The organism is Desulfoluna butyratoxydans (assembly GCF_900699765.1).
In the GTDB taxonomy this organism is placed as follows: Bacteria; Desulfobacterota; Desulfobacteria; order Desulfobacterales; family Desulfolunaceae; genus Desulfoluna; species Desulfoluna butyratoxydans.
Genome location: NZ_CAADHO010000004.1, coordinates 53,350 through 75,080, shown reverse-complemented (window position 1 = coordinate 75,080; position 21,731 = coordinate 53,350). Strand labels below are relative to the sequence as shown.

The 21,731-nt window shown below is 60.6% G+C and carries 18 protein-coding genes; 2 read left to right on the top strand and 16 right to left on the bottom strand.

Annotated elements, in window-relative coordinates; genetic code table 11:
* Positions 1-61: 61 nt before the first annotated feature.
* Entirely contained in the window at positions 62-823 is a 762-nt protein-coding gene (locus tag MSL71_RS12550; protein ID WP_180140824.1) for a hypothetical protein, read from the top strand.
* Between the two features lie 277 nt (positions 824-1,100).
* On the opposite strand, the gene MSL71_RS12545 is transcribed toward MSL71_RS12550, so the two are convergent.
* The 6 genes from MSL71_RS12545 to MSL71_RS12520 all read right to left on the bottom strand — a co-directional run bounded on the left by MSL71_RS12545 (position 1,101) and on the right by MSL71_RS12520 (position 10,908).
* Positions 1,101-1,523, bottom strand: coding sequence for an aconitase X swivel domain-containing protein (locus MSL71_RS12545; RefSeq protein WP_180140822.1), 423 nt, complete (start codon positions 1,521-1,523; stop codon positions 1,101-1,103).
* On the bottom strand, positions 1,520-2,785 hold the full coding sequence (locus MSL71_RS12540) for an aconitase X (protein WP_180140820.1): 1,266 nt from the start codon (positions 2,783-2,785) through the stop codon (positions 1,520-1,522). The genes MSL71_RS12545 and MSL71_RS12540 overlap by 4 nt, the downstream gene beginning before the upstream one ends.
* 104 nt (positions 2,786-2,889) lie before the next feature.
* Positions 2,890-3,621, bottom strand: a complete 732-nt coding sequence (locus MSL71_RS12535) for a transglutaminase-like domain-containing protein (protein WP_180140818.1) — start codon at positions 3,619-3,621, stop codon at positions 2,890-2,892.
* A gap of 167 nt (positions 3,622-3,788) precedes the next feature.
* Positions 3,789-5,726 (bottom strand): M28 family peptidase, encoded by a 1,938-nt coding sequence (locus tag MSL71_RS12530; protein ID WP_180140816.1) that lies wholly within the window; start codon positions 5,724-5,726, stop codon positions 3,789-3,791.
* A gap of 405 nt (positions 5,727-6,131) precedes the next feature.
* Positions 6,132-8,681 (bottom strand): PAS domain S-box protein, encoded by a 2,550-nt coding sequence (locus MSL71_RS12525; protein WP_180140814.1) that lies wholly within the window; start codon positions 8,679-8,681, stop codon positions 6,132-6,134.
* 1,015 nt (positions 8,682-9,696) lie between these two features.
* Positions 9,697-10,908: a methyltransferase domain-containing protein gene (locus MSL71_RS12520; protein ID WP_180140813.1), complete on the bottom strand. Its 1,212-nt coding sequence runs from the start codon at positions 10,906-10,908 to the stop codon at positions 9,697-9,699.
* Positions 10,909-11,116: 208 nt separating this feature from the next.
* Between MSL71_RS12520 and MSL71_RS12515 the strand changes: the two genes are divergently transcribed.
* Entirely contained in the window at positions 11,117-12,220 is a 1,104-nt protein-coding gene (locus MSL71_RS12515; protein WP_180140811.1) for an NADH:flavin oxidoreductase, read from the top strand.
* Positions 12,221-12,487: 267 nt separating this feature from the next.
* Here the strand turns inward: MSL71_RS12515 and phnL are convergent, their stop codons facing one another.
* The 10 genes from phnL to MSL71_RS12465 all read right to left on the bottom strand — a co-directional run bounded on the left by phnL (position 12,488) and on the right by MSL71_RS12465 (position 21,638).
* The gene (gene phnL, locus MSL71_RS12510; protein ID WP_180140809.1) at positions 12,488-13,279 is read right to left on the bottom strand and encodes a phosphonate C-P lyase system protein PhnL; all 792 of its coding nucleotides are present in this window, start codon (positions 13,277-13,279) and stop codon (positions 12,488-12,490) included.
* A gap of 416 nt (positions 13,280-13,695) precedes the next feature.
* Positions 13,696-14,469, bottom strand: coding sequence for a phosphonate C-P lyase system protein PhnK (gene phnK, locus MSL71_RS12505; protein WP_218951019.1), 774 nt, complete (start codon positions 14,467-14,469; stop codon positions 13,696-13,698).
* Positions 14,459-15,352: an alpha-D-ribose 1-methylphosphonate 5-phosphate C-P-lyase PhnJ gene (locus MSL71_RS12500; RefSeq protein WP_180140805.1), complete on the bottom strand. Its 894-nt coding sequence runs from the start codon at positions 15,350-15,352 to the stop codon at positions 14,459-14,461. The genes phnK and MSL71_RS12500 overlap by 11 nt, the downstream gene beginning before the upstream one ends.
* Complete coding sequence (locus tag MSL71_RS12495; protein WP_180140803.1) at positions 15,336-16,454, bottom strand: carbon-phosphorus lyase complex subunit; 1,119 nt, start codon at positions 16,452-16,454, stop codon at positions 15,336-15,338. The genes MSL71_RS12500 and MSL71_RS12495 overlap by 17 nt, the downstream gene beginning before the upstream one ends.
* Complete coding sequence (gene phnH, locus MSL71_RS12490) at positions 16,445-17,056, bottom strand: phosphonate C-P lyase system protein PhnH (protein ID WP_180140801.1); 612 nt, start codon at positions 17,054-17,056, stop codon at positions 16,445-16,447. The genes MSL71_RS12495 and phnH overlap by 10 nt, the downstream gene beginning before the upstream one ends.
* Entirely contained in the window at positions 17,057-17,512 is a 456-nt protein-coding gene (phnG, locus tag MSL71_RS12485) for a phosphonate C-P lyase system protein PhnG (protein WP_180140799.1), read from the bottom strand.
* Positions 17,512-18,624 carry a phosphonate ABC transporter, permease protein PhnE gene (gene phnE, locus MSL71_RS12480; protein WP_180140796.1) on the bottom strand — a complete coding sequence of 371 codons (1,113 nt, stop codon included), beginning with the start codon at positions 18,622-18,624 and terminating at the stop codon, positions 17,512-17,514. The genes phnG and phnE overlap by 1 nt, the downstream gene beginning before the upstream one ends.
* The gene (gene phnD / locus MSL71_RS12475; protein ID WP_180140794.1) at positions 18,621-19,502 is read right to left on the bottom strand and encodes a phosphonate ABC transporter substrate-binding protein; all 882 of its coding nucleotides are present in this window, start codon (positions 19,500-19,502) and stop codon (positions 18,621-18,623) included. Before phnD ends, phnE begins: the two co-directional genes overlap by 4 nt.
* A 92-nt stretch (positions 19,503-19,594) precedes the next feature.
* A complete protein-coding gene (gene phnC, locus MSL71_RS12470; RefSeq protein WP_180140791.1) occupies positions 19,595-20,419 on the bottom strand; it encodes a phosphonate ABC transporter ATP-binding protein in 825 nt (274 codons plus the stop codon).
* Positions 20,394-21,638, bottom strand: a complete 1,245-nt coding sequence (locus MSL71_RS12465) for an alpha-D-ribose 1-methylphosphonate 5-triphosphate diphosphatase (protein WP_180140789.1) — start codon at positions 21,636-21,638, stop codon at positions 20,394-20,396. Before MSL71_RS12465 ends, phnC begins: the two co-directional genes overlap by 26 nt.
* Between the last annotated feature and the right edge of the window lie 93 nt (positions 21,639-21,731).

Genomic DNA, 21,731 nt, shown 5'->3' with positions numbered 1-21,731 from the left:
CGGACCAGCCAATGGTACCGTGCGGGCCGGTATGTTCCCTTTCCCCATGCAGGTATTGCCCATGCAACCCACCCTCGCTCTCAAGCTTATCCTCACCCCCGGTATCATCGCAGCCGTTACCTATGCTGGAAAACGCTGGGGTGCCCTGGTTGCCGGCTGGCTCTCCGCCTTCCCGGTGATCTCCGGCCCCATCCTGTTCTTTCTTGCCCTGGAGCACGGCCCGGCCTTTGCAGGAAACGCCGCCACGGGAACCCTGTCCGGAGTCCTGGCCTTTATCGCCTTTTACCTGGCCTACGCCTGGAGCGCCATGCGGTTCAACTGGCCGGTCGCCCTGGGCCTGGCCCTTCTTGCCTACACCTTGTCGGCCCTTCTCCTGCTGGCCTGGTTCCCTCCCCTTGGCATGGGCCTGCCCCTTATCCTGGCTGTTCTGTGGTTTTCCCCGAGGCTGTTTCCGGCCACATCCCCCGGGGCACCGTCCTCGGTCTCCCACCCCCATGAGCTCGTCTACAGGATGATGGCCGCCGTGATCCTGGTACTGGCCGTCACCTGGGCCTCAGCCACCATCGGTCCCCGGGCAAGCGGCATTGCCGCCACCTTTCCGGTGATGGGTTCCATCCTGGCCGTCTTCTCTCACCGAAAGCAGGGCACGGGGTACGTGGTGAAACTCCTTCGGGGCATGGTGTTCGGTCTCTACTCCTTTACCGCCTTCTGCATGGCCCTGAACCGAACGCTCCCGGGTCTTCCCATGGCTGAGGCCTTTCTCCTCTCCCTGGCCGTAGCCGTGCTGGCCCAGGCCATAGCCTGGCGCCTTCTGAAGCCATGAGAAACGACACCCGGCGGCAAGGCAAAAAAACCGCCATACCCCGAATACCTCGGTAAAATCGAAACCTTGGGTAGCCCGAATACGGTGCACAGAGTGCACCCTACCGCGCTATCGACCCTTGAAACGGCGTCATCAAGAACACCCTGATAACCGAAACGATGCCCAAGGCCCTCCATGCCCCATTCCCTATTCCCCATTCCCTATTCACTATTCACTATTACCTACCCCCTATTCCCTATCCCCTATCCCCTATTCACTATTCACTATTTCCTGCCCTTTACCCCGCCTCCCTCAACGCCATGTTCTTCTCCACCCTCACCACCCGGTTGGTGGCGTCCAGACAGACCCAGTCCCCGGTGCGGATCACGGCAATGGGGTCGATGTCCAGGCGATCCATCATGGGGATATTGTTCATGACGGCGTTGATGGCCACAACGGGCTCTGCTTCCCGCACGATCATCCCCAGGGGCCCTGTTTTGAACAGGCAGGCGTAAAACCCGATAAGGGCTCCTGTGGTGGAGCCCCTCCCCGATGGAAACACAAGGATCTTACCGGAAATATTGGCTCCGGCCTGGTCATGCAGGTCGTTGAGCCTGCCGGTGGTAAGGTCGAAGTCCCCCAGAAAGGAGAAGGGCATGCTCAGGACCAGCGCCTCTCCTTCCACGCATCCCTCTTTGATGGTGTGGCCTTTGATATTCATCGTTCCTCCCATGTTCCGGTAAGGGCCGCATCGATGCATTGACCGGTGCTGCCGTAGTACGTATCCATCACCTTTCCCCCGGCCACCTCGCCGGCCCCCCCGCGAAGCAGATAATGGGCACAACGGGCTGAGTTGGTTGCCACGCGGGACACGGGCTCCTTCATGTGGGCAAAGGGAAACACAGCAATGCACGAGTCGGTGATGATGAGGCCTCCGGCCTTTTCGATGGTGTCCACATACCCCATGCGGCGACACAGCTCCAGCACCCCCTCGTTGGTGGCCAGGACCAGCCGCACCCCGTCGGACACCCGTTTCCCGTCCAGTCGCATAGCGATACCCCTGATTTCGCGCATGGTCAGATGGGGGCATCCCAGGGCCACCACCTCCACATCCGAAGCCGTGTAACGGCACAGCTTGGCCGCCGCATCTTTCAGCTCAAAGGGGGAAAGACTCACGGTCATCTCGGGCTTGCGGTTGCCCAGGGTCGCCTCAAGGCTCGGGGCCTCCGGCGTGATCCCGGTCAGATGACAGAGGCTCACCGCCCCGGACACAGGCATGGGAGAGAGCAGGTATTTCAGTTTTTCAAAGGGAACGGTGGGCGGCAGCCCGTCCACCACCACATTCCTTGTCTCGGCCAGTGCGCCGACGTGGTAGCCGATGGCCCCGAGCTCGGCTTCCGAGAGCTTTGCCGTATCCACTTTCTGGAACTTCACCACCACCTCGGCGTACCGCTCGTCCTTTCGGATGCGCCCGAACTCGGGGGTTCGGCCGGTGATGGCCGAACAGGTCATGGCGATGCCCGAGTCCCGGTTTCCACGGGCCCCGAACAGGGAGTTGTTGATGATGATGCCCGAAGACCCTGCCCAGGAAAAGACATTGTCCTTTTTCAGCATGTTGCCCATGAGGTAGGGCGCACAGCTCAAGGTCTTGAAGCACCCCAGCCCTTTGTAGAGCTCCACGGCCTTTACCGTGTCCTGGATCACCGGGCCCGCCGAGTCTTCCCGAAGCCCGAGTTCCGTCACCCACCGGGCGGCAAGGGGAGACAGGGAGTGAATGGTGGACAGGGTCGGCACAACCTCCACCCCTTCAATGAGCTCCTGAAGCATGTGCACGGGATCCGGCAGAATGTGGGCGCTGTCCACCCGAACCAGTCGCTGGGCATCAAAGGCCTCCCCGTATTCAACCAGAAACGCCAGGGCCTTCTGGACTCCGGGGCCGAACTCGCCCCCCAGCATCTTTCTCTCTTCTTCCGTTAAAAGCATAAAGACCTCGAATTCAGGTATCACAGAACGTTTCAGGTGTGTGCCCGTGCGGGGTGGAGCTGTTCAGCCCCGCCCCGCACAGGCACGCGGTCCGTCCAGGCCTGTCATGCGGCCCTCGGCGGGATACAGAGAAGCTTCTTTTCAGGTGCCACGTCACGGATATCAAGGCCCAGGCCCTCCACCAGGCTGTCCACGGTCACCTCCATCCCGTTGTCGAAAAAATGGGGATAATGCTTTTTCACGGAGTCGAGAAGATCGTACACGGGGAGATCGGGGAAGCTGCCGTAATAATGGATGTACTCCATGTGCTTCTCTCCGGAGAGGGTGTAAGCCGGGTAGGTCGTGTCATGGATGCCGTCAAACTCCGGAATGTAGTACCCGGATTTTTCGCAAAGCCCTAAGTCAAAGGAGGGCGTGGCCTTGACCCATTTGCCCTCCAGAAAGATCTCGGCAAACCCGTGAAAAGCAAACACGTCGGTCTGGAGCAGTTCGGTGATTTTCGCGGGGGTCTGGTGGTTGATGAGGTCGGCAAACCCCATGCGGGCGGGAATCCCCACGGACCGGGCTGCAGCGCACAGGACCAGTCCCTTGGACACGCAGTACCCGCTCGCTTTTTTCAGGATATTGCTGGCCTTCATGTACAAGGGATTGATCTCGTAGCCAAACAGGTCGTACTTGATATCGTCCCGGACAGCGTAAAACAGACGAATCGCCTTCTCTTGGTCGGTATAGGCCCCCCGGCATGCTTCCCGGGCGTAGTCCGCAATCTCGACACAGTCAGAGTCAATGAAAAAGGTGGGTTTCAGGTACAGTGAAAACTCTTCGGATTCTGTCATGGTATCGGTCTCCTGTGATTTGAATGAAGGCTGCGCAGCACCCCGCTGTCCGGACCGAAGGGTGCTGCAGGGGAATGGCTGAAGATGCGGGACAGCGCCCCGCACCAGGGTTCTCCGGGCAAAAGGGCCGCCGCCCCGAAAACGGTTCCGGCGACCCGTTGCCCCCATCAATCCATCTTCATGTACGTGCCGATCATGCCTGAAATCCCCTTGGCAAGGGGGCGGAGCTGGGACACATCAACCTTGTCCAGGGTGTCGTCGGAGGTGAGGAGGTAATAGGGCTGGCCGATCCAGTGAATAAAATCGACCCCCGTATACATATGGTAATGCCCGGCCTCGCCCGGGGGCACGGGGCCCAGGAGGGTGGAGGGAATCAGCAGGGTCCGCTCCGGCTCGGTGCGCTTCATCATCCGTGATGCCGTGGCAATGGCTTCGTAGTTCTCGTTGACAAAGACGATGGAGAGGGCCTGCTCTCCGTCAAAGATCCCGTTGCCCTGCCCGTCGTCCACGTAGTTCCGGGCCGCCAGGTGCTCCAGGTTGATGTCCAGGACAGCATTTTTCAGCAGATCCTCCGCATGGGTATGGGCAAAGGTCCGGGAGCCCTTGCCCCCGTAAAAATGGCCTGTGGTGGTGATAAAGAGCAGGGTCTTTTCACGCTGCTCCAAGGGGACCTGGGCCCAGGTCTCTGCCATGGCAAGGACCATGCCCACGCCGGTGCCGTCCTCGGTGGCCCCTTTGAAGGCGGAGTCGTGGTGGGTGCTGATGATGATGGTCTCCTCGGATTGTCCCGGCAGGATCCCGTAGATATTGCGGCCGTGGCCCGGCTCCAGGGTTCCGGTGATGGTCAGGGTGGCGTCCCCTCCGGCCTGGGCAAGGGCCTTGATGCGGTCGTTCTTGTAATGGGAGACGTACATGCAGGGCATGGCCTTCATCTTGCCTGCATAGGGCCCCCAATGGGTATTGATGTCAAAGGGATGGTCCTTGAGTACCAGCACGAGGCCTGCGGCCCCCCGGTCGCTGGCGAGCCAGTAGACCGAATTGGAATTGTTCTCCTCGGTATACTCCGCCGGAAAGTTGCTTCGCACAAAGGTCAGGTCCTGGGTGGTCAGCAGGTTGAAGGACCCGGTGGGATCCGAGGTGTAGTATCCGTCGTCGTAGAGCATCTGGATGAGCCCCACGGGAAAGGAGGGAAAGGGGCACTGGGCCACCACGATCTTGCCCTGGATATTCCCCAGCTTGTCGAACTCTTCCCGGGTGCCCTCCCCGGCCCAGACCATGGATCCCGTCACGGAACCGCCGTTGGGTTTCTCCCCGTAGACCATGCCCGTGTTCACCGTATAGAAGGCGGGGAACTCCGTCATCACACCGTCGTCTTCCACCTGGAGATTCCAGGACTCGGCCTTGTAGACATCGCACTCAACCTCTTCGACCCCCACATTGGCGGCCCCCAGAATCGCCGACATTTCGCCGATGATGTACTCTTCGGCGATCCTGGCCTCCGGGGAGCCGATCCTGCGATGCTCGGTGGCACACACCTGCTCCACATAGGAGAAAATCTCATCCCCTGTGGGAAGGTAGGCGTCGGTGTCGATGGGCTCGGGCAGGGTCTCCTCCACCTTGGAGGCTGCTTTTTTGATGCGCATGAAGTGAGGAATGTCCATGATCACCCGGGTAAGCAGCTCCACGGTGGTCTCCTCCCCGCTGGGCATGAAGAGGGCGGCCCACCCGTTGGCCGGTTCACTGGCCGGGCTGTGGAAGATGTACCGCCAGGCGATGATTTTGTACCAGTAGTATTTCCCCACGTCGGCCTTTGTGTCGTCAAAGGTGGCTTCCTTCAACACAGGGCTGATGGGATAATAGGGCCCGGCCACGTTACGGGCCCTGAACACGCTGTACCCGGTGGCTCGAGCCACGGGGTCCCACTGGATCCGCACCCTGTTTTCAAACCGCCCGGCACTGGCCACCACATTGGCGGGCGAGGCCACCTTGCTCAGGGATTCCAGGCACTCCTGAACGGCCTCGGTCCCGGTATCGTCGGCGAAAACCGGCGATACCAAAAAAACGGACAGAGCCAGCGCCAGGTGCCACAGGACATTCTTCTTCATGCATTCCTCCTTGGGATTCACGGTGTATTGGGTTGATATTCCTTATAAAGAAAGACGATTCGTAACGAAGAGACCGGAGACATTGACACTGAACACATGGGCCCCGGCTGTTCTGGTCAAGCTGTATCAAGGGATAGAAAAACATCGGTTCGGCACCCTCTTTCTCGGGCGATACGCATGACGGGTTTCGTATTCCGAACACTGCTTGGATTACTGCACATAGTATGCCATCAATCACACCTGAAGACTTAATCGGCGGCAAGCAAGGAAAGAGGGAAAACATTGTTCGCATTCAAACAAAAAAAAGGGCGGGGAAAAATTCCCCACCCTTCCTCAACAAATTCGCAACCACTTAAATTTATTTATTTTACACCCAAAAGAGGAGATATTCCGTAAATTGGGGAACTATTCCTCATCCACAGGAGCTATCTTGAATTTCTTGATCTTGGACGCCAGGGTTTTCCGATCGATCTTCAGAACCTGGGCCACCCGGCTCCGGTTCCACTGGTACCGGTTCAGGTGACTCTGGATGATCTCTTTTTCAAACCGCTCCACCTGGGATGCCAGGGTACAGGAATCGCCCCCCGGCGCGGTGTCGATCCTGGCCCTTCCGGGGGGGATGGATGTCTCGCCGCCGGGCATCCCGGTAAAGTCGACCTTGTTCAGTGCAAGAAATCGATTGAGGACATTCTGGAGTTCCCGCACGTTCCCCGGCCAGGTGTAGGCCATGAACGACCGCCTGACCTTGGAGGAGATCCGGGGCAGGGGCTTGTCCGTCCCCGCCTTCATGAAAAAATGGTCGATGAGAAGGGGGATGTCCTCGGCCCGGTGGCGCAACGGAGGCAGCCGGATGGGAATAACATGGATGCGAAAAAAGAAATCTTCCCTCATTTTCCGGATGCGCACCAGCTCTGTCAGGTCCCGGTTGGTGGCGGCCACAATGGAAAAGGAGGCGTGCTTCACCCGGTTGCTGCCGATGGGCGTGTAGCCGCCCCCTTCAAGGGCCCTCAACAGCTTGACCTGCATGTTGAGCCCGATCTCCCCCACCTCATCAAGAAAAAGGGTCCCTCCGTCGGCCAGGTCCAAAAACCCCGCCTTGTCGCACATGGCCCCGGTAAAGGCCCCCTTCTTGTACCCGAAAAACTCGCTTTCAATGATGCTCTCCGGTATGGCCCCGCAGTTCACCGGCACAAAGGGCTTGTCCGCCCTGGGGCTCATGTCGTGGATCGCCCGGGCAGCCAGCTCCTTTCCCGTGCCCGACTCCCCTGAGATCACCACGTTGGCAGGGGACGACGCCGCCTGGATGATCAACTCGTAGACCCGCTGCATGGCTTCGCTCTTGCCGATGATGTTGCCGAACCGCTCGCTTTTCTGGATGGACCGCTTCAGGTAGATGTTCTCCACACTCAGCTGCTGCTCCCTCTCCTTCAAGGCAGCCTCGGCCTGCTTTCGCTGGGTGACGTCCCGGGCGACACACTGAAGGAGAATGACCTTTCCCCCCTCATAGATGGGGTTGCAGGAGACCTCCACGTAAAAATCGGGTCGATCCTTGGCCCGGAACCGAAAATCGTAGACGGTTGAAGTAGAGTTGCCGCAGAAGGCCTGCTCCAGAAGCACCAGGGCGGTGTCTAGCTCCTGGGAACTGTCCAGGTATTGGGAGATATGGGTATGGGTCATCTCCTCCGGCGAATACCCGCTGAACTCCGAGACCACCGGACTGATGTAGTCGATCCGCAGGTCCGGTGTCAGGCCGAAGACCACATCCTTGATCTCCTCGGTGAGCATGCGGTATTTGATCTCGCTGCGACGCAGGGCCTCCTCGGCCTGTTTTCTCTCCGTGATGTCCCTGGAGGCGCCGGTAATCCCCACAGGATGCCCGTATTCCGTCAGGATCAGCTTGGTGATGGTTTCGATCCACCGGCTGGTGCCATCCTTGTGCAGGCATTGGTACTCGGTGGTCAGGGGCACGTGGGCGTTGTACTCGCCGAGGAGCCCGTCCTTGAGCATCTGCTTTGCACGGAGATAGGATTCCTCAGAGAAAAACTCCTGCAGCTTCAACAGCTTGAACTCCTCCTGGGTGTACCCCGTGACCCGTTTCACCGAAGGGCTCACATAGGTCACGGCAAGGTCCAGGTCGGTGATAAAGACGACATCCGTGGAGTTCTCGGCGATCAAGCGAAAAATTTCGCCCATGTTCCGTGCCGGAGGGGTGGCGGGCGCCTCGGGCATGCAGCCCTTGATGGCCACAAGGCTCCTGCCCGTACCGGGAATCATGGAGACCTTGACGGTGCGCTCACGAACCGCCCCTTTGCTGTCGATGAGACGGCACGGGTACGCCTCCGGCACACCGCCCTGCTGCTCACGGCGCATCCTGTGATACCGCTTCAGGGTTTCCATGTCCTCCCGGTGGATAAACTGCGCAAGGCCACCCGCTCCGGCCGCCTCGGCTTCGCTGTACCCGGAGGCCTCCTCGAAAATCCGGTTGACCCTGAGGATCCGCATCTCCTCATCCAGGACCACCACCGCCTCGCCCTGCTTCTCAAAGTGTGCCTCCAGAGACTCGGTGCGCCGCCTCAAGGCGACCCCCATGTTGTTCTGCCGGGTCATGTCAAAGGCGGTGCACGTCACCGCCCTCACCTTGCCGTCGGACCCGCAGATGGGCGACGAAGAGACATCCGCCCAGAACACATCGCCATCCTTGCAGATGAATCGACGGGTCATCCGAAGGGAGGTCAATTCGCCGCAAACCAGTGAAGTAAAGTTCTTCGTCACCTCCTCATAGTCGTCCGGGGCAATGATATCCCGGATGGTAAGGTTCCTGAGTTCGTCGTCCGCGTAGCCGGAGACCTTTTTCAAAGACTCGTTGTATTCGAGAAAGGTACCGTCACAGGAGAGGATTCCGATGATGATCGGGGTGGCATTGAAAACGGACTTGAATAGTGAGGACTCCTTCATGGCTCCCTTTCGCACATGGTGTTCAAGTGTATACGACTATCCCGAATATTTCATGAGAAAACAACCATTCAAAATGGAAAACAATATGATTTCGGACGGATGCAATAAAAATGTCAGCTGTTTTGAAAATGCAAAATGTAAATCATCGTTTGCTGTTCGATTTTCTCATGAAATATCCGGGCTATATATCCGGAGTTCGCGCATCTGCCCCGGCGAAAAAACATGCTCATGATATGGATACGACGGCTCATTCAAGCAGAGCCCAGACTTTAAACATCAAGACAATAAGCAGTCATTAAAGGTAGTTACCATAGTAGCGTTCAGACATTTCTCAAATACAACATGTAATTCATCGTTTCCTGCTCGATTTTCTCACCCTTCGGGCGAATCGTGCGCCCTCACCCTCTGCGCTATCGGAACGTTGCGGTAAACAACCACCCCTGCAGTTCCGACGCCTTGAACAGGAATGCACGTGACTCGTGAAATATCCGGGTTAATGACTCGCAGAACATATGCTGCGTTTGCTGATATGACGTGTATTCAATGACATGCAGGGCCACCGTTCGAAGGGTCCTGGCCCACTATTTTTTTACGACTGTACGATTTTTTCCATCTATCCCACTGAAGGGGGGGACCGGGTCTCCTCATTGAGGGCACCAAAAAACACTGTTTTTCCTACTATACACCGCCCCATTTACTTTCTGCAAGCAGATTGACACAATTCCTCATACGGAAACACATCAAGGCATAAACAGAGCCGACTTTACACGCGCCCCTGGGTTTAATGAACCACCATGTAGATGTCATCAACAATACTACTTTTTCAAATTTTTGTTCAGCCCACCTCAAGGTGAAGGGCCATGCCCCCTACCCGGATATTTCATGAAAAAACAAACAGCCAAGATGAAAGCTATATGATTTCAAAATGCGACAACAAACATGTCAGGCATTTTGGAAATGCAAAATGTAAATCAGGGTTTGCTGTTTGATTTTCTCACCCTTCGGACAAGCCGGGCTACCCGGCCCGTCGCCGTCCCCACACAGCCTGCAGGGGATCTGCCTCCCGCTTTTGCGGAAAATAGGGATCCGAAACCGGCCTTGGCCAGCCCCGGCGACTTTCGGTGTGGTAGTCGGCGAAGGCCTCTGCGGCCCGAAAATACTCAAGGACGAGCCCCATGCGCTCAAAGGGATGAATCTCGGGCCACGGCTGGGTGGCCTTGGGGGGAAACCAGCGATCGGAAAACGTCAGGGCAAATAGCCCGCCGGGCCGGAGCACCCGCGCCACCTCTTTGAAAAGCGCCACGGGATGGACCGCATACTCCACAGAAGCGGTGCACACCACGGCATCGAAGGACGCATCATCATAGGGAAGCACGGGACGGGCATTGAGGTCATGGACGGTACGAACCCCCAGCATGGCATTGCGGTCAAGCTCTTCGCCGTTCATCCCCAGCCCCGTGACCCGACAGGCCCCTAAAGCGTCCGGCAAATGCGAGTCCCAGGAGGCCATGAGGTCCAGAACGTCCGAACCGTCGCTGAGCAGACAGCCGTAAAGGGCCCGCACCTGCCCTTCGGCCTCGGCGTCCAGATGCTGAACGAGACGGGGCGAAGCATAAAACACTGCATCATCCGGCCCCTCCGGCCGTTGCAGCGGGGTTCCGTCCACGCAAAGGTCGGGAGCTTGAAACAGCGCCTGCATACCGGGCCCGTCACCTGTGGCGGCTTCTGCTATCTCACGGCAACGCCCGGCCATGGACCGGTTCGACTCCTCGACGCGGTGAAGGCGAATGCCCAGGTCCAGAGGAAGCCCTGCCAGGGGGTGGTTCAAATCCAGGGTCACCCGCGTTTCGGTAACCTCCAGCACCTGCATGGGGCGTATGTCCTGGGGAAAGACGCCCAGGGCCCCGGACGCCACACCCCGGGGCAGGAAAAAGCCCGGAACAAGCCCGAAGGGCAGCCCCTGGGAAGGAGGCGAGACCTGACGGCGTGGGACGGTCCTCACCAGCTCCCCTGATCTCAACGGAAGCAACTCGCCGGGTTCAAAGCCATGGCGAAGGGTCTCCCCCACCTGCCAGCCCTTCATGCCGCGACGCAGAGCCGCCGGGATGATGTCCCGCCACACATTCACCGCCGGAATAAACAGGCGCTCCGTGTGACAGGCGTCGTCGCTGACCCACTTCAGGATGACCTCCACATCTGCATCCCCTTCAAGGATTGGCTCGCCCATACCATGCCTCCCACCAAGGAAAAATTCAGTAAACCTTGAAATAATTATTCCAAGGCGCTATAGCCACCATGGATTCCAGTATATAGCCAATCGCCGGGAGAAGACACCCGGAACATAGCGATACCATAATAAATAAGGATCATCCCACGTGCCTCGCAGCACCTCAGGTGAAACCGGCGGGGCCACCCAATGCATGTCAGGAGGAACCATGAAGGAACTGTTCGACACCATTCGCCTTGGCAACCTTGAACTGAAAAACCGATGCATCCGTGCCGCCACCTGGGAGGGCATCGCCGACGAAACCGGGCACATCAACGACAAGGTCATGGACCTCTACCGAGACCTCGCCAAGGGAGGCGCATCCGCCATCATCACCGGCTACGCCTTTGTGCTGAAAGACGAGCAGCCCAACCCCAAGATGTTCGGGGCCTACGACGACACCTTCGTGGACACCTACAAGCCCCTCACCGACATGGTGCACGACAACGGCAGCAAGATCTTCCTCCAGCTTGTCTACGGCGGCTCCTTCACCTGGTTCGAAACGGAAAACAGAGAGATCTGGGGACCGTCCGCCGTGACCAACAAAATCTCCGGTGTCACCCCCAAGGAGATGACGCCCCTGGACATCCAGACCCTCATCGAAGCCTTTGGCGACGCTGCCAGGCGCGCCATGGACAGCGGCTTCGACGGGGTGGAGATCCACGCCGGGCACGGCTACCTCCTCAACCAGTTCCTCTCCCCCTTCTTCAACCAGCGGGAGGATGTCTTCGGCGGAAGCAGCGAAAAAAGGGCTCGGGTCATCTTCGATGTCTTCGAAAACATCCGCAAGAAAACCACCCCGGATTTCCCCGTGCTCATCAAGCTCAACTGCTCGGACTTCATGGGCACCAAAGGGTTCACCTTTGAAGAGTGCCTGGCCCTGTGCAAAAAGCTGGACGCCATGGGAATCGACGGCATCGAGATCAGCGGCGGCCCCGTTTTCCGTGCCCCCAAAACAGAAAAAGAGACCACCTATGAGGTGACTCTTTCCGCAAAAGATTCCTATTTCAGCGACTACGCACGGGTCATTGCCGAGGCCGTGGACACCCCGGTGATCCTCGTGGGCGGCAACCGGTCGACAGCCACCATGGAACAGCTCCTGGCCGACACCGACATCGCCGCCTTCTCCTTCTCCCGGCCCCTGCTCTGCGAGCCCGACCTCATCAACAAATGGCAGGCCGACAAAACCGTCAAGCCCCGCTGCACCTCCTGCGGCCAGTGCTTCACCCTGGACGGCAACTCCTGCATCCAGAACCGGGAAAAGGCGGCGTAGCGTCAAAACAGCCTCCGGCGGCGAGGTGAGCCACCTCGAAAGCTTATTGCCATTGCGCTTTGCCCTTCGTTCCTCAGGGCAAAGCGCAATGGCCTTCGGCTCGGGCTTCGCCCGACATGAACGCTAGTGGTTTGTGCGGGCTGCCTCACAAGCTTCGACGTCACAGGATACGTTGTCGCTACTTGCCCATTGCCGATTTAACCGCACTGCCTTCTATGGTTAAAGTGCATGGAAAAGCCTACCTCCGGCGGCCAGGGGATTTTTGGCCTAAGTGGCTTCCATGGGATGACCCATCAAGCGCCTTGAACTATGTTTGTCAAACTTTTCAAAAACTTGGCCCCCGGCAGGGCCGCCGGAGGCGTCTTTAACCTGGCTGCCCGGAGCCATGGACAGGCTCCGTGTGGCCACCTGCTGCCGGACGCCCTGGTCGTGAAAAATACCCAGAAACGCGGTGCCGCTCTTCCTGGCCTCTTCCATGAGGTCACAGACGGTGCGTGTGTTGGCCGGGTCCAGGGAGGCGGTGGGCTCGTCCAGAAGCATCACCGGATAGGGCACGGCAAACCCGCGGGCGATGTTGATGCGCTGCTGCTCGCCCCCGGAAAAGGTGGTGGGGGACAGGTCCCAGAGCCGCCCCGGGATCCTAAGCCGCTCCAGCAGAGTCCGGGCCTTCTGCCCGGCAAGATCTGACGGCATGCCCCGCCCCAGCATGGGCTCCATCACCACGTCCAGGGCCGAGACCCGTGGAATCACCCGAAGAAACTGGCTTACATACCCGATGGTGGTGTTGCGCACCGCCACCACCTCCATGGGGGTAAGCCCTCCCATCTCTACGACCTGCCCCTGGTGACGAACCCACACCCGCCCGGTCTCCATGCGATAGTTTCCGTAGACCAGCTTCAACAACGTGCTCTTGCCTGCCCCTGAGGGCCCCTCAAGGACCACGGATTCCCCGGCCGCAAGGGAAAGACTCACCTCATCGAGGACCGGGATCGTCACGTTCCCCTGGGTGTGCAGGCAAAAGGTCTTCCTGATTTTCTCTATATTGACAACCCATTCCATAGATAAACTCCCTGTAATATTTCCTGCAGCGTGCGCCTGCGCACCATGGGTAGCGGACACAGACCGGTCAACGATGCCTCCGGCGGCCCTGCCGGGGGCCAAACTTTTGCCAATTAGATGCTTTGGGTTTGACAAACAGGTTTTAAGACATCATGTCGAGGCTCCGCTGAAACAATTCAGACACGTTCGCACCAAAACTTCGTTTTTTGATGAGCTTTTTTACAAAAATGCGACCCGCCGGAGGCAAAGGCCCTTGCGCTTTGCCCTGAGGAACGAAGGGAAAAGCGCAAGGGCAATCAGCTTTCGAGGTGGCTCACCTCGCCGCCGGAGGCACGCTTTTCACCCATTTTAGCCATAAAAGGCACCGAGGGTGCGCTTGCGCACCGCCGAAAAATGGTAGAGGTCTTAAAGGCAACTCAATGGGCCAAAACCGAAGAGACCAGCAGCTGGGTGTAGGGGTGCTGGGGGTCGTCCAGGATCTGGTCCGTGAGCCCCTCTTCCACCACGCGCCCGGCCCGCATCACCAGGAGGCGATGGGCCAGGAGCCTTGCCACGGCCAGGTCGTGGGTCACGATGACCATGGAGAGCGAGAGCTGGGTCACGAGGTGCCGCATGATGTCCAGGACCCTGGCCTGCACCGAGACGTCCAGGCCGCTTGTGGGCTCGTCCATGAAGATGAGGCGCGGGTTGGTGATGAGGTTCCGGGCGATCTGGAGGCGCTGCTGCATGCCCCCGGAAAAGTGGGCGGGGATATCGTCCACGCGGTCCGCGCCGATCTCCACCCGCTCCAGCCACGCCATGGCCTTGCGGCGGATCCCGCCGTAGTGACGCTCGCCGTTGGCCATGAGGCGCTCGCCGATGTTGCCCCCGGCGCTGACATGCATGCGCAGGCCGTCCCGGGGGTTCTGGTGCACGATGCCCATCTCCGTACGGCTTACCCGGCGCACCAGCTGCTCCGGGGAGCGGTTCATGTCCACCGCCCCGCAGGCGGCCTGGTAGACCACGGTGCCGGAGGTGGCCCGAAGCTGGCCGGACAGGCACCCCAAAAGGGTCGACTTGCCCGAGCCCGACTCCCCCACGATGCCCAGGACCTCCCCGGGGTGCATGGCAAAGCCGACGCCCTCGCACCCCAGCTGCGGCCCGTAGGTCTTGCACAGGTTCGTGACGGTCAGCAGTGCCTCATCGCCCATCTTGCCCCCCTTCCCTGCGTTGCCGGCAGTAATCGGTGTCCGAGCAGACATGCATGGCCCCTCCCTTATCGTCGGTAATGATCTCATCCAGATAGCTTTCCGTTGCCCCGCACAGGGCGCAGCTCATCTCCCAGGACTCCACCTCAAAGGGATAGTCCTCAAAGTCCAGGCTCCGAACCTCGGTGTACGGTGGCACGGCGTAGATCCGCTTCTCCCGCCCGGCTCCGAAGAGCTGGAGGGCGGGCATGCGGTCCATCTTGGGGTTGTCGAACTTGGGGATGGGGGACGGGCTCATGACATACCGGCCCGCCACCTGAACGGGGTAGTCAAAGCCCGTCATGATGCGGTCGTGCTTGGCGATGTCCTCGTAGAGCTTCACCTGCATGGCGCCGTACTCCATAAGGGCGTGCATCTTTTCGGTTTCGGTGCGGCTCGGCTCGATGAAGACCAGGGGCTCGGGCAGGGGCACCTGGTACACCATGATCTGGCCTTCGGCAAGGGGCGTCTCCGGGATGCGGTGGCGCGTCTGGATCACCGTGGCCTCGTCGGTCCGGGTGGTGGTGGCCGCCCCGGCGGTTTTGGAAAAAAAGGAGCGGATACTCACCGCGTTGGTGGTGTCGTCTGCGCCCTGGTCGATGACCTTCAGGGTGTCGTTCGGGCCGATGATGGAGGCGGTAATCTGAATGCCGCCAGTGCCCCACCCGTAAGGCAGGGGGATCTCGCGGCTCCCGAAGGGCACCTGAAAGCCCGGGATAGCCACCGCTTTCAGGAGGCTCCTGCGGATCATCCGCTTGGTCTGCTCATCCAGAAACGCAAAATTGTAGCCCTCCAGGGGGCTGCTTCGGTCCGGCTCCGTTGCCGTGGTCTCAGTTGGGGATTGCATCGTGGATTCTGTGTCCTTCTCTGTGGTCTTTCCGGAGGTCTCGCAAGAGCACCAGCTCGGATTGAAAATCGACGTAATGGGGCAGTTTGAGGTGCTGCACAAACCCCGAGGCTTCCAGGCTGTCGCAGTGGCCGAGGACAAACTCCTCGTCCTGGGCGGGGTATGCCACCTTCTCTCCCAGCTCCCGGCTGCAGAGGGTCCTGTCCACAATGGCCATGGCCATGGCTTTGCGCTCAGACCTTCCGAAGGCCAGGCCGTAGCCCTGGGTAAGGGCCGGGGCCTCCCCTTTCGTCGAGGGTCCGGGCGGGGTGATCATCACGCACTCGGTGACGGTGATCTCCCCGATCACCACGGGAAACCCAAGCTCTTCGGGCACCATCTCCAGGGCCACCTCCCCCATGCGGATCTCCCCTGCAAAGGGGTGGTCCGAGGAGCCGAAGCCCCGCTGGGCTGAGTAGGCCATGGAGAGCAGAAAGCCTTCGTCTCCCCTACTCAGGGCCTGGAGCCGCACGGACCGTTCCGCAGGGAACGCCAGGGGCTGGCGGGTCATGTCCCCGGGCTCTTCGTCTCCGTCCTCGTCACCGGCCATGAGCCCTTCGGCGGCCAGAAGGTCTGCCACCCGGGGGCATGAAGCGTCCCCCACGGCAGGCTCCGGGGGCGCCTGGGCCACCCGGAGGGACTTGGCTCCCTGGCGGGGCCGCTCCAGGGAAAAATCCAGCAGCCGGTGGGTGTAATCGTAGGTGGGCCCCAGCATCTGGCCCCCGGGCAGGTCCTTGAAGGTGGCCGAGATCCGCCGCCTCATGTGCATGGCCGATGTGTCCAGGGGCTGGGTAAAGCCGATGCGCGGCAAGGTGGTCCGGTACGCTCTCAACAGAAACACGGCCTCGGCCAGATCCCCTTGCGCCTGTTTAACGGCAATGGCTGCCAGGCGCCTGTCGCAGAGCGATCCTTCGTTCATCACCCGGTCCACGGCAAGGCCCATCTGTTCTTCGATCTGCTCGACGGTCAACTCCGGTACCGACACATCGCCCCTGCGCTCCTCGGCCAACAGGGCGTGGGCTTGTTCGATGGCCTTCTCCCCTCCTTTTACCGCTACATACATGGCGTCTCTTCCCAGTCTGTTGTCCGCGGCATGGCCGCGATACGGTTGTTGCAGGCAAAAAGAATATCCACCCCCATGGGAAACAGGGCCCGGGCGTTTTTCCGACTGCTCCAGAAATGGTCGGGCAGCCCCCCGGCGTCCAGATCGCAGGACCCGTCGATGCCCGGCCCCATGAGCCGTCTGCCCAGGCGCGCTTCCAGGTGCTCCACCTGGAGGATCAGGGTGGTGGACTGATGCGGGCTCCCCTCGCTGCCCAGGCAGAAGCTCTCCAGCCGGGGCATGGACTCCGGCCGGGTGACAAGGGCAAAGTCAGCCTCGGAGACCGAGCTGCCCATGGGAGACCCGCAGTGAAAGGTCACCCACTGAAGGGCCGACGCCCCCCTGGGAAGATCCGTCCACAACGAGGTTTCAAAATCCAGCAGGGTCAGGGCCAGGGCCGTGGTGGCTTCGTCCAGCCCCTCCACGGGAACCCACTCGTCCAGCTCGATGATGCGGCCCGGATGGGCCATGGCATCCAAAACCTGCCGGAAGACCTTCTGGGTGCCGAGGGCCGGGTTGGCAAACCCTTCGGCGATCTCGTTCAAATTCATGGCTGTCTGCATCTATTCTCCCCTTACCATGGTGAAAAAATCGACACGGGTGGCGTCCGTCTTTTCCGACGCGCGCCGCCTCTCCTCTGCCAGCTCACAGGCCAGGGGTTCCACCACCCTGGCCATCACCTCGCCATGGGCCCTGCTGTCCTGAAGCAGGGCGTCGAAAACCGCAGCGAGCTCGGCGTGGCGACCCCGGGTGCCCCTGACGTAGGCACACCCGCTGAACCCGGTCTCGGTCTGCACCGCACATCGGGTGACGGGCACCTCGCCGAAGTTGAAGGGGCGCCCCTGCCCCCCGGTACGGGCCCGGACCATTACCATGGCCGTCTCCGGGGGACGCAGGAAGGTGTATGCCGGTTTGCCCGGCACCTCCTGCCAGACCGCCTCCAGGGACGCCAGGGGAGCCCGGGCAAGGATCCCCATCCACTGCTGCCGTTCTTGCTGCTTGCGTGTGTTCTGCGTCATCAGATAAATCTGCTCCTCAGCTTGCCGCAGGCGTAGTCCAGGAGGCTGACGCTGACGATGACCATAATCATCATGGTGGCCACCTCCCGGTACTCAAACCCGTTGATTTTATCGAACATAAGAAACCCGATACCCCCTGCCCCGCAGAACCCCAGGATGGTTGCGCTGCGCACGTTGGACTCGAACCGCAGGAGGCTGTAGCTCACCACCAGGGGCATCACCTGGGGCAGTACGGCAAAGGAGATCACCTGCATGTTCCCGGCCCCACTGGCCACCAGGGCCTCCATCTGCCCGGGCTCGATGGCCTCAATGGCCTCGCTCACCACCTTGCCCAGGATACCGAAGGTGTGCACGGCAAGGGCCAGGACCCCGGCAAAAGGGCCCAGGCCGATGACCGCCACAAAGATCAGGGCCATGACAAACTCGTTAAAGCCCCGGCAGAAGTCCAGGAAGCGCCGCACACCGACGTGACAGAGCCAGCGAAGGACCCGGTGCCGCCGCCCCTCCCCCTGGACCAGAAGGGCCAGGGTGTTTTCGGCGGCGCACATGGCCGCCGGAATGGCCAGCACCACGGCAAGGAGGGTTCCCCACACAGCCATGGCGATGGTCTCCACCAGGCCGTGGCCGTACTCCGAAAGGGCCGAAGGGGAGGTCTCCGGCGGGAAAAAGCCCCCCTTTTTGTCCCGGAGGATCTGGCGGTATTCCCGCTCCACAAAGGCCTCTCGCTCGGCTTCGGGTTTCCTGGAAAGAAGTTCGTCGGCCAGGGCCTCGGTCTCCTTGTGCATGGCCATGCCCAGGGGCATCTCCTTTCCTGAACGGGCCAGCCGTTTTTTCAGTTCCTCTCCGGCCTCTTCCGTGGCCACGATCTTCAGCAGGTTCTCCGCCTGAATCCTGGCGTCCTTTCGGTCGAACTCGGTGAGTTCACGGCCGAAAAGGTAAGTGGCGGCGTTCTCCCGTTTCTCGATGAAGGCCATGGGGTCGATGCCCACGAACCGGTAGGAGCTGATGAGCACCACCGCCGCCACAAGGGCGAAAAGCCCCCGGGTCACCTGCTGAAAAGGCGTCTTGACCGGCTTCAGGCTGAGTCGTGTGATGACCTGGGTTCCGCTCATTTGGCCGCCATCTTCTTTTTGAGGTATTTCAGGTAGCGAATGGTGTCGTAGGTGCTGTCGTCGGCAAACCCGTACCCACCGTTCTGGAGATGGGCCATGCCCTCTGTGTCCCCGTTGAAGGAGAGAAGGGCTCCGGCAAAGGCGGCTTTCAGGCTTTCAGGCAGGTCCTTGCGGGCGGCCATAGGGGCCCCGGGGATCAGCTCCGAGGTCCAGAGGACCCGAAAATCATCCAGGGTGGCCTGGCCCTTCTGGATCATCCGGTCCAGGTCGATGTTGTTGGTGGCGGCCACCTCCACGGTTCCGTTTTTCACCGAGAGAATCGAGGCCCCGTGGGACCCGGAGAACTTCACCTGGCGAAAGTAGGCTTCGGGCTTCACTTTCAGGTCCCGGGCAAAGAGGATGTTGGGCACCAGGTAGCCGGAGGTGGAGTTGGGGTCGGTAAAGGCAAACACCTTTCCCTTGATCTGGGAAAGGGTCTTGATGGGCGAGTCCTTGCGGGTAATGATCACCCCGTAGTACCCGGGTTCCCCCGCTTTGTTGAGCTCCAGGGCAATGGCCTGGGCATCGGCCTTCTTGGCGGCCTCCACGTAACTCTTGGGACCGAAGTAGGCAAAATCGAGGTGTTTGTGTGCCATGGCCGTGATCACGCCGGAGTAATCGCTGGCGCTGATGATCTCCACCTCCACGCCCAGGCTCTTCTTCACGTGGTCGGCCAGGGGCTGAAACCGCGACTCCACGGCCGAGCCCCCTTCCGTGGGGATAAAACCGATACGGATCTTTTGGGGCCACTGGGCCTGGGAAGCCGACGCCGTCCCCGAAAGGATCAGGCCGATACACATCACACACACCGCGGTCAATCGTCTTGCGTTGTCAAACATGGGATCTCCTTTGTGCTGTTCGTTATGTTACGGAAAAATCGTATCGATGCCATTGCCCCCGGAAAGGACCGCCGGAGGCTGCCTTTTTCAATTCAGGCGCAGGCCGCCAGGGTGGGATCATTGGAGCGCGGGCCGTAGACGTCCCGGATGATCGCCTCGGTGAGGGCCTCCGGCGGGCCGTCAAAGACCACGCCCCCTGCGGAGATGCCGATGATGCGTTTGGCGTAGCGCCTGGCAAAGTCGATGTGATGAAGATTCACCACCACGGGGATGCCCTGCTCCTCATGGATTCGCCGAAGCAGCCCCATGATGACCTCCGAGCTTTTGGGGTCGAGGCTGGCGATGGGTTCGTCGGCAAGGAAGAGGGCCGGGTTCTGGGCCAGGGTCCGGGCGATGGCCACCCGTTGCTGCTGGCCGCCGGAGAGGGAATCGGCGCGCTGGTAGGCCAGATTTCCGATGCCCACCTGATTGAGGAGGCTGAAGGCCAGCTCCTGCTCCGCCTCGGAGAAGAGCCTCAGCAGTGACCCTGTGTGGGAGAGCAGCGTGGTGCAGAACCGGAGCCGCCCCACCAACACGTTTTCCAGGACCGTGAGCCGCCGGACCAGGTTGAACTGCTGAAAGATCATGCCCACCTGCTGGCGGACCCGGCGAAGCTGGCGCCCGGTGGCCCGGGTGATCTCCTCCCCGTTCAGGAACATGTCGCCGCAGGAGGGGTTCACCAGGCGGTTGAGGCACCTCAGAAGGGTTGACTTTCCTGCTCCAGAGGAGCCGATGATGACGATAAAATCGTCCTTTCGCACGGCAAGGGAGATCCCCTGTATCGCTTCGGTGCCGTTGGGGTACACCTTGCCCAGGTTCCGGGTCTCCAGCACGGTGTGGGCCAGGGTTGGGTCAAGCGGCCGGATGGTGTCGCTCATGGCGCTGCCCTCCTTTGGCGGTTTCCGTGACGCAGGCGGGGGTTCCCTGCCCGTCCCCTGTGCCCGGGGCTGCGTAGTGCACCATGCGGCCCCCCACCCAGCTCTGGGTGATCCGCGCCCAGGGTTCGCTGCGATCCACAACCAGCAGATCCGCCTTTTCCCCGGGGGCCAGGGTTCCAAGCCCCTTACGGATAAAGCGCCCCGGCCCGGAGGTCACAAGGGAGAGGGCATAGTCCGGGGAGGTGTCCAGGGTCTTCATGGCCGTAAAGGGGGCCTGGAGCATGCACTCGGGGTAGTAGTCGCTGAGCAGGCCGTGGCAGAGCCCTCGGGAGACGGTCTCCGCCGCCTTGAGGTGTCCGCCGGAGGAGCGACCCCTCACCAGGTTTGGGGCCCCCATGAACACCCGCATTCCCTCTTTCACGGCCCGTTTTGCCGCATCCACGGAGAGGGGAAACTCACTGGCCGTTGCGCCCAGGGCCTTGACCAGACCGACCTTCTCGGGGGTGTCGTCGTCGTGGCTCAAAAAGGGAAGCCCTTCGGCCGCAACCCGCCGGGCAAAGGAGGAGAGGGCATTCCACCCGGCCTCCCGGCACGCTGTTTTGCGATGGGCCATGCCCACGATCTCCTCATAGGCGTCCCCACCGGCTCCGGCGTAGTAATCCACAAAGGCGCCCAGGGTGGTGAACTGTCCCTGGCCCGGGGTGTGGTCCATGACCGAGACCATGTCGATGAGGCCCTCGTCCAGAAGCCGGGTAAGGACTCGGCATCCCTCTTCGGCCCCCACCTCGTACCTGGCATGGACCAGATGACGGACCATGGCCCCGGAGGAACGGTCAAAGGCTTTGACCAGGCGAATGATGCGCTCAACCTCCCCCGGGGACCTTAAGCCCAGCTCGTTGTCTGCAAAGCTGAGGGCATGGCAGTAGGTGGTGATGCCGCAGGAGGCGATGCGCCGGTCCAGGTTGCGCAGGGCAAACTCAAAATCAAAATAGACCCCGGGGCGCATCTCGATGCTCTGCTCCAGGGCGTCGGAGTGGAGGTCCACCAGGCCCGGCATGATCAGCCGTCCTCCGGCGTCCAGGGTCACGGTCCCCCGGGGAGGCTGATCCCCTTCGGTCACCTCGAGCACCCCTTTTTCGCTGAAAAGAACCGACCCACGCTCCAGCAGGCGCTCTCCGTCAAACACCGCACCACCGGTGAGGCATATCGTGCTGTCCATAATCTGCTCCTGTTGTGATCTCCGTTTCCGGCAGGACGGGCGGAAGAGGTCAGCGCCCCGCCGCATCCGGCCGTTCGTCTTCAACTGTCATAA

What these genes read in the sequence shown, in the direction of transcription:
- MSL71_RS12465 (WP_180140789.1), bottom strand. Translation starts at nt 21,638, where the DNA reads ATGGACAGCACGATATGCCTCACCGGTGGTGCGGTGTTTGACGGAGAG.
- MSL71_RS12530 (WP_180140816.1), bottom strand. Translation starts at nt 5,726, where the DNA reads ATGAAGAAGAATGTCCTGTGGCACCTGGCGCTGGCTCTGTCCGTTTTT.
- MSL71_RS12545 (WP_180140822.1), bottom strand. Translation starts at nt 1,523, where the DNA reads ATGAATATCAAAGGCCACACCATCAAAGAGGGATGCGTGGAAGGAGAG.
- phnC (WP_180140791.1), bottom strand. Translation starts at nt 20,419, where the DNA reads ATGAGCGACACCATCCGGCCGCTTGACCCAACCCTGGCCCACACCGTG.
- MSL71_RS12500 (WP_180140805.1), bottom strand. Translation starts at nt 15,352, where the DNA reads ATGCAATCCCCAACTGAGACCACGGCAACGGAGCCGGACCGAAGCAGC.
- phnK (WP_218951019.1), bottom strand. Translation starts at nt 14,469, where the DNA reads ATGGGCGATGAGGCACTGCTGACCGTCACGAACCTGTGCAAGACCTAC.
- MSL71_RS12495 (WP_180140803.1), bottom strand. Translation starts at nt 16,454, where the DNA reads ATGTATGTAGCGGTAAAAGGAGGGGAGAAGGCCATCGAACAAGCCCAC.
- phnH (WP_180140801.1), bottom strand. Translation starts at nt 17,056, where the DNA reads ATGCAGACAGCCATGAATTTGAACGAGATCGCCGAAGGGTTTGCCAAC.
- MSL71_RS12520 (WP_180140813.1), bottom strand. Translation starts at nt 10,908, where the DNA reads ATGGGCGAGCCAATCCTTGAAGGGGATGCAGATGTGGAGGTCATCCTG.
- MSL71_RS12525 (WP_180140814.1), bottom strand. Translation starts at nt 8,681, where the DNA reads ATGAAGGAGTCCTCACTATTCAAGTCCGTTTTCAATGCCACCCCGATC.
- phnL (WP_180140809.1), bottom strand. Translation starts at nt 13,279, where the DNA reads ATGGAATGGGTTGTCAATATAGAGAAAATCAGGAAGACCTTTTGCCTG.
- phnD (WP_180140794.1), bottom strand. Translation starts at nt 19,502, where the DNA reads ATGTTTGACAACGCAAGACGATTGACCGCGGTGTGTGTGATGTGTATC.
- MSL71_RS12535 (WP_180140818.1), bottom strand. Translation starts at nt 3,621, where the DNA reads ATGACAGAATCCGAAGAGTTTTCACTGTACCTGAAACCCACCTTTTTC.
- phnG (WP_180140799.1), bottom strand. Translation starts at nt 17,512, where the DNA reads ATGACGCAGAACACACGCAAGCAGCAAGAACGGCAGCAGTGGATGGGG.
- MSL71_RS12550 (WP_180140824.1), top strand. Translation starts at nt 62, where the DNA reads ATGCAACCCACCCTCGCTCTCAAGCTTATCCTCACCCCCGGTATCATC.
- MSL71_RS12515 (WP_180140811.1), top strand. Translation starts at nt 11,117, where the DNA reads ATGAAGGAACTGTTCGACACCATTCGCCTTGGCAACCTTGAACTGAAA.
- phnE (WP_180140796.1), bottom strand. Translation starts at nt 18,624, where the DNA reads ATGAGCGGAACCCAGGTCATCACACGACTCAGCCTGAAGCCGGTCAAG.
- MSL71_RS12540 (WP_180140820.1), bottom strand. Translation starts at nt 2,785, where the DNA reads ATGCTTTTAACGGAAGAAGAGAGAAAGATGCTGGGGGGCGAGTTCGGC.